The 14,872-nt window shown below is 45.4% G+C and carries 16 protein-coding genes; 11 read left to right on the plus strand and 5 right to left on the minus strand.

Going from position 1 to position 14,872, the window contains the following annotated elements; all coding sequences use genetic code 11:
- Nucleotides 1-26 precede the first annotated feature (26 nt).
- Nucleotides 27-617 (plus strand): RdgB/HAM1 family non-canonical purine NTP pyrophosphatase, encoded by a 591-nt coding sequence (gene rdgB / locus MC24_RS01425; RefSeq protein ID WP_038051903.1) that lies wholly within the window; start codon nt 27-29, stop codon nt 615-617.
- Here rdgB and lgt read toward each other — a convergent pair.
- Together lgt and MC24_RS01435 are read right to left on the minus strand one after the other, a co-directional pair.
- A complete protein-coding gene (gene lgt / locus MC24_RS01430) occupies nt 565-1,446 on the minus strand; it encodes a prolipoprotein diacylglyceryl transferase (RefSeq protein ID WP_038051906.1) in 882 nt (293 codons plus the stop codon). The genes rdgB and lgt overlap by 53 nt on opposite strands.
- Nucleotides 1,443-1,688 carry a DUF370 domain-containing protein gene (locus tag MC24_RS01435; protein ID WP_004082776.1) on the minus strand — a complete coding sequence of 82 codons (246 nt, stop codon included), beginning with the start codon at nt 1,686-1,688 and terminating at the stop codon, nt 1,443-1,445. The genes lgt and MC24_RS01435 overlap by 4 nt, the downstream gene beginning before the upstream one ends.
- A gap of 50 nt (nt 1,689-1,738) precedes the next feature.
- On the opposite strand from MC24_RS01435, the gene MC24_RS01440 reads away from it, so the two are divergent.
- Together MC24_RS01440 and MC24_RS01445 are read left to right on the plus strand one after the other, a co-directional pair.
- The gene (locus tag MC24_RS01440) at nt 1,739-2,188 is read left to right on the plus strand and encodes a flavin reductase family protein (RefSeq protein WP_012310758.1); all 450 of its coding nucleotides are present in this window, start codon (nt 1,739-1,741) and stop codon (nt 2,186-2,188) included.
- Nucleotides 2,189-2,282: 94 nt separating this feature from the next.
- Nucleotides 2,283-3,590, plus strand: a complete 1,308-nt coding sequence (locus MC24_RS01445) for an alkaline phosphatase (RefSeq protein ID WP_038051909.1) — start codon at nt 2,283-2,285, stop codon at nt 3,588-3,590.
- Nucleotides 3,591-3,605: 15 nt separating this feature from the next.
- Here the strand turns inward: MC24_RS01445 and pheA are convergent, their stop codons facing one another.
- Nucleotides 3,606-5,264, minus strand: coding sequence for a prephenate dehydratase (pheA, locus tag MC24_RS01450; protein ID WP_038051912.1), 1,659 nt, complete (start codon nt 5,262-5,264; stop codon nt 3,606-3,608).
- Nucleotides 5,265-5,464: 200 nt separating this feature from the next.
- Between pheA and MC24_RS01455 the strand changes: the two genes are divergently transcribed.
- Nucleotides 5,465-7,336, plus strand: coding sequence for a DUF4914 family protein (locus tag MC24_RS01455; RefSeq protein WP_038051919.1), 1,872 nt, complete (start codon nt 5,465-5,467; stop codon nt 7,334-7,336).
- A 23-nt stretch (nt 7,337-7,359) separates the two neighbouring features.
- Here the strand turns inward: MC24_RS01455 and MC24_RS01460 are convergent, their stop codons facing one another.
- A complete protein-coding gene (locus tag MC24_RS01460) occupies nt 7,360-8,007 on the minus strand; it encodes a lactate utilization protein (RefSeq protein WP_038051922.1) in 648 nt (215 codons plus the stop codon).
- A 555-nt stretch (nt 8,008-8,562) separates the two neighbouring features.
- On the opposite strand from MC24_RS01460, the gene MC24_RS01465 reads away from it, so the two are divergent.
- Genes MC24_RS01465 through tsaD form a run of 7 tightly spaced genes read left to right on the plus strand, consistent with a single transcriptional unit; the run spans nt 8,563 to nt 14,641 of the window.
- Nucleotides 8,563-9,111 carry a YceD family protein gene (locus tag MC24_RS01465; protein WP_038051924.1) on the plus strand — a complete coding sequence of 183 codons (549 nt, stop codon included), beginning with the start codon at nt 8,563-8,565 and terminating at the stop codon, nt 9,109-9,111.
- 3 nt (nt 9,112-9,114) lie between these two features.
- Complete coding sequence (gene rpmF / locus MC24_RS01470) at nt 9,115-9,297, plus strand: 50S ribosomal protein L32 (RefSeq protein ID WP_038051927.1); 183 nt, start codon at nt 9,115-9,117, stop codon at nt 9,295-9,297.
- A gap of 4 nt (nt 9,298-9,301) precedes the next feature.
- Complete coding sequence (plsX, locus tag MC24_RS01475) at nt 9,302-10,285, plus strand: phosphate acyltransferase PlsX (RefSeq protein ID WP_038051940.1); 984 nt, start codon at nt 9,302-9,304, stop codon at nt 10,283-10,285.
- Nucleotides 10,257-12,077, plus strand: coding sequence for a glutamine--fructose-6-phosphate transaminase (isomerizing) (glmS, locus tag MC24_RS01480; protein ID WP_038051942.1), 1,821 nt, complete (start codon nt 10,257-10,259; stop codon nt 12,075-12,077). The genes plsX and glmS overlap by 29 nt, the downstream gene beginning before the upstream one ends.
- A gap of 17 nt (nt 12,078-12,094) precedes the next feature.
- On the plus strand, nt 12,095-12,427 hold the full coding sequence (rsfS, locus tag MC24_RS01485) for a ribosome silencing factor (RefSeq protein ID WP_004082754.1): 333 nt from the start codon (nt 12,095-12,097) through the stop codon (nt 12,425-12,427).
- 13 nt (nt 12,428-12,440) lie between these two features.
- On the plus strand, nt 12,441-13,661 hold the full coding sequence (gene clpX, locus MC24_RS01490) for an ATP-dependent Clp protease ATP-binding subunit ClpX (RefSeq protein ID WP_008193990.1): 1,221 nt from the start codon (nt 12,441-12,443) through the stop codon (nt 13,659-13,661).
- Nucleotides 13,658-14,641: a tRNA (adenosine(37)-N6)-threonylcarbamoyltransferase complex transferase subunit TsaD gene (gene tsaD, locus MC24_RS01495; RefSeq protein ID WP_038051943.1), complete on the plus strand. Its 984-nt coding sequence runs from the start codon at nt 13,658-13,660 to the stop codon at nt 14,639-14,641. The genes clpX and tsaD overlap by 4 nt, the downstream gene beginning before the upstream one ends.
- On the opposite strand, the gene MC24_RS01500 is transcribed toward tsaD, so the two are convergent.
- Entirely contained in the window at nt 14,638-14,865 is a 228-nt protein-coding gene (locus tag MC24_RS01500; protein ID WP_038051945.1) for an FmdB family zinc ribbon protein, read from the minus strand. The two genes, tsaD and MC24_RS01500, sit on opposite strands and share 4 nt — an antisense overlap.
- Nucleotides 14,866-14,872: the final 7 nt, after the last annotated feature.

The raw sequence follows: 14,872 nt of genomic DNA on the forward strand, positions 1-14,872 counted from the left end.
ATCCTATTTGAAAGGAGGAAGAGAACATGAAAAAACTGATCGTCTACCTTGCCACGACAAATCCGCACAAAGTTGAAGAAATAAAGATGATCGCTCCAGAGTGGGTGGAAGTTTTGCCCTCTCCAGAGAAAATCGAAGTAATCGAGGACGGCGAAACGTTCTTAGAAAACTCCATGAAAAAGGCTTTGGTCTACGGAAAAAAAATCAAACGTCCTGTGATGGCCGACGATTCTGGACTGGTCATCTATTCCCTGGGAGGATTCCCCGGTGTCATATCTGCCCGGTTCATGGAGGAATACTCCTACGAAGAGAAGATGAGAACCATACTGAAGATGCTTGAAGGAAAAGATAGAAAAGCCGCTTTCGTGTGTAGTGCCACCTTCTTTGATCCTGTGGAAAACACTCTCATTTCTGTTGAAGACAGAGTAGAAGGACGAATCGCCAACGAAATAAGAGGGACAGGGGGTTTCGGATACGATCCGTTCTTCATACCAGATGGATACGACAAGACCTTTGGCGAAATTCCTCATCTCAAAGAAAAAATCAGTCACAGATCGAAGGCCTTCAGAAAACTCTTTTCAGTTCTTGAGAAGATCTTAGAATCAGGAAACCGATGAATCCCAGAAGAATCAGCACGGCACTCAGTAGCTGAGCAGCCTTTACGCTTCCAATCATGAGGCTATCGACCCTCAATCTCTCTATCATGATTCTTCCAAGGGAGTAGAGGACAAAGTAGAGACACGTTACTTCCCCGTGCCCTCTCCCGTACCTTTTGAAATAAACACTCAATATGAAAAACACCAGCAGATCCCATATGGACTCATAAAGAAACGTTGGATGAAAGAAGGAATAATCTTTGTATACAACGGGCCTATACGGCTCCGGCACAAACATTTTCCACGGAAGGTTCGTGGGAACACCGAATGCCTCGTAGTTGAAGAAATTTCCCCATCTTCCTATTGCCTGTCCTAGCGGCAACACGGAGGTGAACAGATCTGTTGCCTGCAAGAAAGTGAAGGAGGGCTTCTTCAACCTGACATACAGGAAACATGTGAGGAAAGCTCCAATCACAGCTCCGTGTATGGCAAGTCCCCCTTCCCAGATCTTCAAAACATCCCACAAATTTCTGTAATACTTCAGATTGAACAAAACATAGTAAAGGCGCGCTCCAACAATACCGGCTATCACTCCGTAGAAAATGAGCTCATCGAATTCTTCCAAGTTTATGCCTTCATTCTTCGCTCTCTTTCTTGCCACAAAGTAGCTGATCAAAAAGCCCGTGAGGATCAAAGTGGAATACCATCTGAGTTCAAAGCCTCCGATTCGAAATATGTACCTGCTGAGCAGAATTTCTCCGCTGAAAACCTTTGATAGAAAAATAAACAGAAAAACGAAGAAAAGCGTCGATCCAGCAGCAATTGAGAGAAAGGCGAGGATTTTTTTCATTTTCTTCTCCGCCCCCAGATAACCCTCAGTGCTATTTTGTATCTGGTAGGAATGAGTACAACATGTCCACTATCCATAACTACCGCGGTTCTTGCTTGTTTTCCAAACGTCGCGTTTATTATTTTGTTCGCGTAAAAATCCACGTTCTTGAGCCTCTTTTCCACAGAAGTACTGATAGGCATAACGGCTATCACTCTTTCTCTTGGAAGAAACACCTTTCTTCCAAAGGAAACAAAACTCACTTTTCCACCCCCACAGTGAGTATGATACCATTTTTTAGGGGGGTGAAATAATGGATGCTCTGGGAAAACTTTACACCTCGACCGCTATAGTAACCGTGAACGTGGAAGGGAAACTCAACGGGATCACTGTAGCGTGGGTGACGAGAGTTTCCTGGCAACCTCCCATGGTGGCCGTTTCGATAGGAAAAACCAGATACACAAGAGAACTCATGGACAGGACAGATTCCTTTGCTGTGTGCATTCTCGGAAAAGACGCAAAAGAAATAGCTGAATACTTCGGAACTGTTTCTGGCAGAAACACAGACAAATTCAAAAAATATCCCTACACGATGAGCGAAGGGAACCTTCCCATTCCAGAAGGAACAATCGCTTACATTGAGTGCGACAAGACTGGACAGTTTGAAGCGGGGGATCACATCGTCTACATCGGAACTGTGCGAAGGCAGAAAGCACTGAAAGATGAGCCTCCTCTCATATTCGGAGAACACGAACTGTTGTGAAAGGCAGGGACGAACCCTGCCTTTATTTTTTTTTTCGTTTCTTAAAACAGCCCGAAAAAAGTCCATGTACACTGGTGTCGGGAGGTGATCGAGGATGAAAAGGATTTTTACACTGATTCTGATCTCTTTGCTGGCCGCGCTCGTTTTTTCTCAGGTGAAGAACGTTATCTACCTCATTGGAGACGGTATGGGTCTATCTCAGATTTATCTCACCAGTATGCTCGAAGGAAAACCCCTCTCGTTCATGAAGACTCCCTACATTGGACTTGTGAAAACACACTCCGCGAACAGCTGGGTGACCGATTCCGCAGCGGCGGGTACAGCGCTGGCTTCGGGGTTCAAAACAAACAATGGTATGATCAACGTTCTCCCTGACGGAACGGTGGTACCCACCATCTTTGAAGTGGCGAAGGCTTATGGAGTTCGAACGGGAATCGTAGTCACCTGCAGGGTAACACACGCAACACCGGCCGCTTTCTACGCACACGTCAAGAGTAGAGATGAAGAGAACGAAATTGCAAAACAGCTCGTTGAGAGCGAAACAGTCGATGTTGTGATGGGCGGAGGCTGGGCAAACTTTCTTCCCAAGGATCTCGGCGGAAAACGAGATGATAACCTCAACCTGATCGAACTTGCAAAGAAAATGGGTTATACATACGTAAGAACAAAAGAAGAACTCTTGAAAATCCCCGCGAATTCGGATAAGGTTCTCGCACTCTTCGCGCCGAGCCATCTGGATCCTGCAAGCAGCAGAAGAGAAGAGCAGCCGATGCTCTATGAAATGGTGGAAAAAGCACTCGAGATACTGTCGAAAGATGATGAACCCTTCTTCCTCATGGTGGAAGGCTCCCAAATAGATTGGGAAGCTCACGATAACGACATCTACGGGGTCTGGAAAGAAGTCGTGGAATTCGACAAAGCCGTTCAAGTAGCGCTCGATTTTGCACTCAAGAGAGGAGACACTCTTGTCATCGTGACTGCCGACCACGAGACGGGTGGATTGGGGCTTTCCTCTGGCGATTACAGAGTCGATGTGGACAAAATCAGAAACTTCAAAAGAACAACGGACTGGATCATGGCGAATTACTCTCCAAAGGATCGGGAAAAATTCAAAGAGGTTGTCGAGGAGTATTTCGGTTTGACTCTCTCTGATGAGGATCTGGACAGGATTTCCACGTCCAAAGATCCAAAGATCGCACTCGGAAGGATCCTTGGAGAAAAGGTTGGCGTTGGATGGACCACTACGACACATTCAGGAATTCCCGTTCCCATTTTCGCTTTTGGCCCGGGTGCCGAAAACTTCGCTGGATTTCTCGACAACACCGAGATCCCAAGGATCATAATGAAACTCACCGGTTACTCCCTTCAGTATCCCCTTCTGAAAGAACCCGCAACGAAATGAGGGGCACTCCGCCCCTCATTTGAACACATCGAGCTCCCCTATCTCGTCAAACACACCTATGATTTTGTAAAACGCCGTAACCCTTTCCAGGTCCCTAATATCCTCTTCTCTCAAAGGTGCCTCAACTTCCACAAAAAACACGTAATCTCCCAAGAACGTCCTTGCGGGCCTTGATTCAAGTTTTCTGAGGTTTATCCCTCTGTTCGCGAAGATATCCAGAACTGCCTTCAAAGAGCCTGGTCTGTCCTGAACTCCAAAGAACAGAGAGGTGTATCTTCCTTCCATCTTTCCTGTCTTTCTCCTTATGATGTAAAACCTCGTTATATTCTTTTCTTTCAAGTCTTGGATGCTTCTCCTCAATATGAGCAATCCATACATCCTCGCTGCGTTCTCCGACATGATGGCAGCAGATTCGTCGTCCAAAAGGTTCACAGCGTCGCTCGTTGAAGAAGTGTATCGAATCTCAGCGTGCGAAAGGTACGTGTTTATGAATCCAAGAGATTGAGATATGGCCTGAGGATGAGAGTAGATCCTTTTTATCTCCTTCAGATCCAGTTTTTTCTTCGCCACAAGGCAGTGGTGTATTTCGAGCTTTGCTTCACCGAACACCTCCACTTCGTGGTTGAGCAAGGCATCCAGTACGGGGATTACCGTCCCGTAGGTGGAATTCTCAATAGGTACGATCCCGTAATCCACCTCACCTTTTTCCACCATTTCTATGATTTCGTCAGTTGTGGAGCAGTATTTCAGGGGTATTCTTGAACCTATCAATTTCATGGCCATCTCATCACTGAAACTTCCCATGGGCCCTAGCACAGCCACCGTCCTGGAAATTCCAAGTAATCTGTACTCCTCTTCTTTGGCAAGTTTCATTATTTCTTCGAATATGTGCCTCATTCTAACGGGATTGAGATCTGTTCTGTCCAGGATCTCCTTTATCTTCTGCTCTTCTATATCCCTTATATCGATGGGAGAGTCTGTTTTTTTCTTTTCTCTTGCGACATCTCTCGCCACCTTCATTCTTTCCTCGATAAATCTGAGCAGTATGAAATCTATCAACCTGATCTTATGCCTCATCTCAGTGATATTGGAAGGGGCTCTCAAAGCGTTGAGGACCTTCGCAATGATATTGGGTGTTTCTTCAGGAACACTCCCTTCACCGAGACTTACAACAACTTCTTTTCCCCTTCTAAGAAACGTTTCTCTCTCTTCCTTCCAGGAAAGAAGATAGGAAACATGATCGATCAAAAAGGGATCCCGAAACGCTGAACCAAGATAGAAAACAGAACACGACTCGTCCAGAAGTTTCTCATAATCATCCCACGAAACGTCCTTTACCACAACACCCAATCTTCTCAGAAAATCGAGAAAATTCTCTATCGCTTCATCGGTGACCTTTTCAACAACATAAAACTCAGAGTAAGCGAATTCTCCATGAAAGATCGGAAAAATACTCGCAAACCGAATCGATTTTTCCCTGTAGAATGGGACTGATTTTTCCTTGATAGGATAGAAATCCACGATCCTCTGATTCGAAAATGATATCTTCAGAATCTCGCTCGAGACGATGAGATCCGCGTCTTCAATCGATTCAGTAAGTTGCCACTCTGGCTCTTCCAATTCTTTTCTCAAGGTGTCCATAAGAGTCCCTTTCCCGGAAACATAAATCTTCAAATTATCCAACCTCCCTGAACTCCGATTTCTCAAAATATTCTATAACATAGAAATTTTAATCATCAATTGATTTTCCTCATTTGTTCTCTTAAAGGAAATTTCAAATTGCATACAAGAAAATTCGAATTTACACATAATTATTACGCACATAATACGTGGTATAATCTGGTTTGAACACCATATCATGGAGGGGTGATAATGTGAAAACGGCTGTTCTCGACAGATTCGTGTTTTCTGACGAAGTTAAGGATGTCATAGAAAACGCCCCCGAGATAATAATACCAGGGAGCAGGAAAGAAATACTCGATCTTGCCATAGCCGGTAGAGACCTTTTCGAGGTAGGTTACGAGGTTCCCGGCAAAGGGTTCGTGGTCGAGGCGACGGTTACCCGCTGTAAAAATGGTCTGGTGGTCAATTATTCTGAACCATACATGAGGCGAAGAGATCCAAATGCGCTCGTAGTCGGCGACGATCTAGAAACAGACAAACCACGTTTCAAAGAGAGATTCGGAAAAGATTTCGAACCTGTTCGACAGGAAACTTTTGAGTGGTTGAAAAAACAGGAGTTAATCCTGTTACCTTTCATGGCCGGTGGATACGATTACGGTTATCCTGCCGTTCTTATAGCCCCAAAGAACGCCGGGTTCTTCGTCGGCGGTCTCGCCGATCTACAGTTCTTTGTACCAGCCAGTGAAGTTCCCGAGAATTTCAAACCCAAGCTCTACTTGTTCTTGGCCCCGCCATTCAGGCACACACACTTCGACGGTAAACAGGTAGTCGTTCACTACAGACACAACTCTCACTATGAGATTTTTTCCTACAATCTCTATCCTGGGCCCAGCGCCAAGAAAGGAGTTTATGGATTTCTCCTTCATGTTGGCGAAAAAGAAAAATGGATTACCGCCCACGCATCTGCGGTGAAAGTCATCACTCCCTACGAAAATGAACTCGTGATCATGCACGAAGGGGCAAGCGGTGGGGGAAAAAGTGAAATCCTCGAAGAGATACACAGAGAACCGGATGGGAGGATAAAGTTCGCCGAAAACATCGTAACCGGTGAAAAACTCTACATGGAGCTGAAACAATCCTGTGTTCTCATGCCTGTAGCCGATGATATGTTTCTATGTCATCCAAATCTCCAGACGGGAAAGAAACTCGTTGCTAAAGATGCAGAAGCTGGATGGTTTATAAGGGTTGACCACATAACAGAATACGGAAGCGCTCCAGATCTTGAAAGGTTGACCATACATCCGCCTGAACCGCTCATATTCCTCAACATCTATGCTGTTCCAAACTCAACCGCATTGATCTGGGAACACATCGAGGACGAACCAGGAAAACCGTGTCCAAACCCGCGCGTCATAATACCGAAACGTTTTATGAAAAACGCGATTTCTGAACCTGTGAAAGTGGACGTGAGAAGCTTTGGAGTGAGAACACCCCCCTGCACGAAAGAGAAGCCAACGTATGGAATCGTTGGGTTGATGCAGATTTTGCCCCCTGCACTGGCATGGCTTTGGAGACTGGTAGCACCAAGAGGACACGCAAACCCAAGTATAGTCAGCACCAAAGGCATGACCAGCGAAGGAGTGGGATCCTTCTGGCCCTTCTCTTCTGGAAAAATGGTGAGACTCGCCAACATCCTTCTTGAACAGATTATAGACACACCGGAGACAAGATACATACTTGTACCAAATCAATACATCGGTGCTTACAGGGTAGGATTCATGCCGGAGTGGCTCGCAAGAGAATATCTCTCAAGGAGAGGCGGTGTCAGGTTCAGGCCAGATCAACTCGTCCCATCGAAATGTTCACTCCTCGGTTTTTCTCTCAAAGAGATGAAGATTGAAGGAAACACCATTCCAAAGGAACTCTTACAACCGAATCTCCAGCCTGAAGTAGGTGAAGAAGCCTACGAGAAAGGTGCTCAAGACTTGAAAGACTTCTTCAAGAGAGAACTGAAGAAATTCCTAACCGAGGATCTGAATCCCGTAGGAAGGGAAATCATTCAGTGTTGCCTCGACGATGGATCTCTCAATGACTATCTCAAGATCATACCGATGAATTTTTAAAGCGGGGAGGATTCCCCGCCTTTTTAAAGTCCGAAGTCTTCCAGTGTCAGAATCACTTTGAACCTTCCCGGCTGTCTCACCCCGGATTCCACTACCAGAAAGTAGTTACAGATCCTCTGGGGAGAGGTACAATCCGCGCAGAATCCCGTTTTTGTACACGGTGTTTCCAAATTCAATCTTCTTGAATTCATAGGAGAGATGTATCTCAGTCTTTCTCGCACTTCTTCTACGTCTTTCACCACCTTGTTCACACTCGCTATCACAACCACGTTTTTTGGTCCAAAAACAACGGCGGCCACTCTGTTACCGTTCCCATCGAGAAAGACCAATTTTCCATCTTCCGTTATGGTATTCGCGCTGGTGAAGTAATAGTCGGCCCAGAAACTCTTTCTGTATATCTCCTCCACTTCCTCCCTCGTTTTGGCAGCCGCCCTGTCAAGGAAGTTGTACCTGCCACTGCGCAAAAGTTCAATAACACCCGTGTCTGCGAGGGTGAGGGAACCACCAGCCGATACGGTTGCACCCTCCGGGATAAGCTCTTTCACCTTTTCAAGAACCTCTCCACGATCACGAACAATCCACACTTCGTGTTTTTTCTTCCTTAAGTTGTTAGCTACGTGCTCTGCAAGTTTTTCCTTTTTCCAAAGCCATAGTTCATCTCTCAAACTCATAACTCTATACCTCCTTTTGTCGAATTTGTGTAATTTATAGAGAAAATCTTATTAACTGAAACTAAAATGGTAGGTTTAGTGGTAGGTTTTGTATACATTTCGTGGTATCTGATTTTTAAAGATACACTATATATTGTATTAAATTAACAAATAATCGCATAGAATCGAATATATGCAAAGCAAACCTACCACCAGACTCTGTATCGACCATTTGAGGCTAATTTCAGAGTGGTAGGTTTCTGAATCTCTCATCAATAGACTACTTTAGTCTTTACAAATAATATTATCGTTCAGATCTGAGATTCTACAACGTGCTTCTAATGAGCGTTACAGAAAACCTACCACCTAAAATCCAGTATCCAAGCTGATTTCAGAGAAACCTACCACTTACCTACCACTTACCTACCACCCGGGTGGTAAGTTGCAGACATCATTAAAAGTCTCATCAAAAGCTTATTCAAAAATTTCAATCCTTGAAACCTACCACCTGTGTACCTTATTATTTACTACTACTAATAATAGCAGTATAATTGATCTGAAAAGAGGTGGTAAAAAATGAACTGGAAGGTAGAACTCTCGGAAATAGAAAAGAAGAAACGCTTTTTTTTGGAGGGCATTTTCGAAAAAGACGGTATAGAACTCGATGTTGGTTTTTGCCGATTCCTAGAACCTGTTCGGGTAAAAATGGTCGTTGCAAAGACGAAAGATGGTTTCACCGTCGGTGGATATGTTCACACGGCAATAGAACATCCCTGTGCCAGATGTCTTGAACCCGCTCGTGTCGAAATAAGAGGAGTTATAGAAGCTCTCTATCTACCGGAAAGCATGAGGAAAAATGTAAAAGAAGAGAAACTTGAATCTTTGAAAAACATCGTATACTATCATGAAACGGAATTTGATCTGTCAGAAAGAATCATTGAAGCGATAGTGGTTGACATTCCAGAAAAAGTTCTGTGCAATCCAGACTGTAAAGGACTATGCCCTTACTGCGGTGCTAATCTGAATGAAGAGCCCGATCACAAATGTGATAAAATTCCTGTAGTCGATAGCAGATTCGAAATTCTTGCCGGGTTAAGAAATAAACTCAAAAACAGGGAGGTATAAAGGATGGCTGTTCCAAAGCAAAAAAGGTCAAGATCGAGAACACACCACAAGAGAGCAAAGATCTACAGAGCGATAAGTGTGCCTCTTGAGAAATGTCCAAACTGTGGAGAATACAAGATGCCACACAGAGTTTGTCTGCACTGCGGCTATTACAAGGGAAGACAGGTGCTTGAGATATCGGAGTGATAGAGTGAAAATAGCGATCGATGTAATGGGTGGTGACAGGGCGCCCGATGAAATTTTGAAGGGCGCTCTTTTGGCTTCAAAAGAGGTTGAAGGAGAGATAGTACTAATCGGGCCTGAGGAAATTGTGAAGAACAGAGGGCTTCCCTGTGTTTTCGCCTCTGAGACTGTTAAAATGGACGATTCCCCTTTGGAAGTTCTCAGAAAGAAGAATTCTTCAATGCACGTGGGCTTGAAATTACTCTCCGAAGGAAAAGTGGACGCGTTTGTGAGTGCTGGCGCTACCGGGCCCCTCTTTCTTGGTGCCACTTCGATTGTTGGTAAACTGGAAGGCATTGAAAGGCCAGCTCTCGGAGTAGCCGTACCTTCACTCAAAGGAGCCACCGTTCTCATCGATGCCGGAGCGAATGCTAGGGTCAGGCCAGAGCATCTGGTTGATTTTGCTTTCATGGGAATCGTTTACTCCAAAGTTCTGGGAACGGAAAGTCCAAAGGTTGGCCTTCTGAATATGGGATCTGAGGAAAACAAAGGACCGGATGATATCAAAAGAGCTTATCAGCTTTTGAAGGAGTTTCTCGGGGATACGTTTTTTGGAAACGTTGAAGGCCATGATATAAACCTTGGCACTGTTGATGTTGTGGTGGCCGATGGTTTCTCAGGGAACGTCGCGTTGAAAACCATGGAGGGTACTGCAAAGTTGATCACGAGTGTGTTGAAGGAGTCTATAAAGGATGGAGGATTTCTTTCTCTTCTTGGGGCGCTTCTCATGAAAAGAAGTTTTGACAAGATGAAAGAGAAACTCGACCCCAGGTCCTATGGAGGTACCTTCATACTGGGAGTGAAAGGAATCGTCGTGAAAGCGCATGGATCTTCGGATGCAAAAGCCATAAAGCATGCCATAAAAGTTGCGGAGAAGGGTATTAGAATGAACATCGTTCAGGAGATAGAGAGGGGGATTTCCCATGTGCGGAATAGTGGGGATGGTCGGTGAGAATTTGAAACTCGAAGATCTCGTAATATCTCTTCAGAAACTCGAATACAGAGGTTACGATTCGGCGGGTATCGCTTATTTGGGAGATAATTTCGGAGTGTACAAAAAGAAGGGAAGGATAGATGTCCTAAGGAACGGGCTCAAACAAAAGCTGAACGATAGATTCTTTGTTGGAATCGCTCACACGAGGTGGGCCACACATGGTGAACCGAACGATATAAACGCACATCCTCATATGGATTGTAAAGAAGAAATTGCGGTGGTCCACAACGGCATAATTGAGAATTATAGAGAAATAAGGGAGTTTCTGGAACAACGGGGACACATTTTTTCATCGGAAACGGATACCGAAGTGATCGCTCATCTTGTGGAGGAAGAGTTCGAAGGGGATCTGCTCGATGCCGTCCTGAAAGCCGTTAAAAAGTTGAAAGGAGCCTACGCGATCGCAGTTGTTCACAAAAGTGTTCCTGACACCATTGTTGCTGCAAGGAAAGGCAGTCCCCTTGTCGCTGGAATTGGAAACGGTGTGGGAATTCTTGCGTCGGATGTGACTCCCCTTTTGAGGTTTACGAAAGACGTCGTTTTTCTTGAAGACGGCGACGTGATGGTTTTGAGAAAGGATGGATTTGAAGTTTACAACACGGACGGAGTGAAGCAACAAAGAAAGATTTACCACGTTGACTGGGATGAAAAAGCGGCAGAAAAAGGTGGATACAAGTACTTCATGTACAAGGAAATAATGGAGGATCCGCAGGCCCTCGTAAATGCACTCGTCGGAAGAGTGAAGAACGATCGACCATTTTTTGAAGAGCTCGAGTACTATGAAGAACTTCTGAAGGGTGCAGATAGAATCCGCGTGGTGTCGTGTGGGACCAGTTACTATGCAGGGTTGGTGTTCAAATACTTCCTGGAGAATCACACAGATATAGATGTTGAAATCGAGGTTTCCTCCGAGTTCAGATACAAAAGGCCTCATATAAAAGAAGGAGATATCCTGATAGCCATCTCACAATCTGGGGAAACGGCAGATACCCTTGAATCCGTTAGGCTTGCCAAAAAACACGGCGCGAAAATCGTCTCGATTGTGAACGTGGTGGGTTCCACGCTCGACAGAGAATCCGATGTGACACTCTTCATGAACGCGGGTCCTGAAATAGGAGTTGCCGCGACGAAAACCTACGTGGCTGAACTTGCGGTGTTGTATCTCCTCGGGCTGAAGATAATGGAGATAAACGGCTACTGGGATAGGGAAGCAGAAGAGATTCTGGACAAGCTCGTTCGTATGCCAGAACTTCTGGAGAACGTGCTGAGAAAGGATCCTCAGATAAGGGAGCTTTCTGAAAAATACAAAGATTACAGGAACTTCATGTACATAGGAAGAGGATACGGTTATCCCACTGCACTGGAAGGCGCTTTGAAACTGAAGGAAATAACGTACATACATGCCACAGCCTATCAGGCGGGCGAACTCAAACATGGTCCCATAGCCCTTCTGGATGTTGATTTTCCAGTTTTCGCTGTGATGCCGGACGATAGTCTGTTCTTCAAAACCAAGAGCAACGTGATCGAGTCTAAATCGAGGAATGCACCTGTGATTGTTCTGGGAACGGAGGGTAACAGAAGTCTCGAAGAGATCACAGGTGATATCATTCATGTTCCCCCAACCCATGAGAGTCTCTATCCGCTCATGATGGCTCCGGTTATACAGCTGTTTGCTTATCATATAGCGGATTTGAAAGGACTGGATCCGGATAAGCCCAGAAATCTTGCGAAGAGTGTCACTGTGGAGTGATCTGGAGGTGAAACCAGGTGATAGATGTTTTGAGGAAGATCCTGAAAAAGATCTCTGAGAAAGGCGGAGAGAACCCAGTTGTGCTCGATATGAGAAAAACACCTGTTCCAACGGATTACTTTGTGATTTTTACGGCGAATTCCTACACCCATATGAGGGCGATGAGGGACGAACTGATCGATCTGATAAAGGAATTGTCGCTACCCTTGATCTACTATGACAAAGGCGAAGAATACGAATGGTTGATCATAGATGCGGGTAGTGTTGTGATCCACATCTTCACGGAGAAAGGAAGAGATTTCTACGACCTTGAAGGACTCTGGATAGACGCGGACAGGATAAGTGTTTGAGGAGGATGAGAGAATGGCAGGAAAGTTCTGTAGTTTTTGTGGACGCGATATTCAGCAGGTGGAAAGGCTGATTGCTGGTCCCAACAACGTTTACATATGTAACGAGTGTATCGATCTGTTTCACGATCTTCTGAGAAGCGATAGAAAAGTCCGTATAAAAAACGAAATAAAAGAAATTCCAACACCTGCGGAAATCAAGGCCGAACTCGACAAATACATAATAGGACAGGAAAGGGCGAAGAAAGTCCTTTCCGTGGCCGTTTACAACCATTACAAACGGGTGTTCTCAAACCTAGATTCTAACGATGTGGAGATAGAGAAATCGAACGTTCTTCTCATCGGTCCCACGGGCACCGGGAAAACCTATCTTGCGAGAATTCTCGCCAAAATCCTCAATGTTCCATTCGCCATAGCCGATGCAACACCTCTCACAGAGGCAGGATATGTGGGAGAAGATGTGGAAAACGTTGTTCTCAGGCTGCTGGAGGCAGCGAACTTCGACGTTGAAAGGGCCCAGTACGGAATCATCTACATAGATGAAATCGACAAGATAGCCAAGAAATCCCCAAATCCTTCGATAACAAGAGATGTCTCCGGTGAAGGAGTGCAGCAAGCTCTCCTCAAGATACTGGAGGGAACGATAGCGAACGTTCCACCACAGGGTGGAAGGAAACATCCGTACCAGGAGTTCATAAAGGTGGATACGAGGAACATCCTTTTCATAGCCGGAGGAGCGTTCGACGGTCTTGAAGAAATCATAAAGAGACGTATTCAGAGTACCACCATGGGATTTGGTGCGGAGATAAAGAGCAAGAAGGAGATGAGACTTGGAGAGATCCTGAAACATGTAACACCGGACGATCTGGTACAGTACGGTCTCATTCCAGAATTTGTTGGAAGATTTCCTGTGATAGCGACGCTCGATGATCTGTCGGAAGATGATCTCATCAGGATACTGAAGGAACCGAAGAACGCCGTTGTGAGGCAGTATCAAAAACTGTTCGAAATCGACGGTGTGAAACTGGAAGTAACGGACGAAGCCCTCAGGATCATAGCGAGGAAGGCGCTCAAGAGAGGCACAGGTGCACGCGCTCTGAAAAACGTGTTTGAGGAAATGATGATAGATATGATGTTTGAACTTCCAAATTTGAAGAACGTGGAAAAGGTCGTTATCACGGAAGAAGTTGCTCTTGGAAAAGAAAAACCCATCGTTGTTATGAGGGAATCGGCATGAGAGTTCTTGGAATAGAAACGTCCTGCGATGAAACGGCGGTCGCTGTTCTGGACGATGGTAAAAACGTTGTTGTGAATTTCACAGTTTCTCAGATAGAGGTCCACCAGAAGTTTGGAGGGGTGGTGCCTGAAGTGGCGGCCAGGCACCACCTCAAAAATTTACCCATTCTTTTGAAGAAAGCTTTTGAAAAAGTCCCACCGGAGACAGTGGATGTCGTTGCGGCCACCTATGGACCTGGCCTAATCGGTGCCCTCCTCGTTGGTCTGTCCGCAGCAAAAGGACTCGCCATTTCGCTTGAAAAACCCTTCGTTGGAGTGAATCACGTAGAGGCTCATGTGCAGGCGGTTTTTTTGGCAAACCCTGATCTGAAACCACCCCTCGTTGTTTTGATGGTTTCAGGTGGGCACACACAGCTGATGAAAGTGGATGAGGACTATTCCATGGAAGTGCTGGGTGAAACGCTCGATGATTCGGCGGGGGAGGCATTCGATAAGGTGGCTCGCCTCCTCGGACTCGGATATCCTGGAGGTCCTGTGATCGACAGAGTGGCAAAGAAAGGAGATCCTGAAAAGTACAGCTTCCCTCGTCCAATGCTGGATGATGAGAGTTACAACTTCAGCTTTGCGGGTTTGAAAACCTCCGTTCTATATTTCCTCCAGAGGGAAAAAGACTACAAGGTAGAAGACGTTGCGGCTTCTTTCCAGAAGGCGGTTGTTGATATTCTCGTTGAAAAAACCTTCCGACTGGCGAGAAATCTTGGGATTGGAAAGATAGCGTTCGTCGGTGGTGTTGCCGCGAATTCTATGTTGAGGGAAGAGGTACAAAAAAGGGCGGAAAGATGGAACTACGAGGTTTTCTTTCCACCGTTGGAACTTTGTACGGACAACGCTCTGATGGTTGCAAAGGCGGGGTACGAAAAAGCAAAAAGGGGGATATTCTCCCCCTTGAGTTTGAACGCCGATCCCAACTTGAATGTTTAGTCTTTCTTTTCGCTTGAAGCGGACGCTGTTTCTTTCTTTTTCTCGCCCTTTCTTGAATCTGTTATGTAAAAGCCACTTCCCTTGAAAATAATTCCCACTCTTCCTATCGTTCTCTTCATTCTGGCACCACACTCTTCACAGATAACCTCTGGTGATTCGTTTATGCCATGCATGACCGTTGTTTCGTATCCGCATTCTTCGCAGACATATCTATAGATTGGCAAGTCTTTC

Origin of the sequence: Thermotoga sp. Mc24, from assembly GCF_000784835.1 — a bacterium.
In the GTDB taxonomy this organism is placed as follows: domain Bacteria; phylum Thermotogota; class Thermotogae; order Thermotogales; family Thermotogaceae; genus Thermotoga.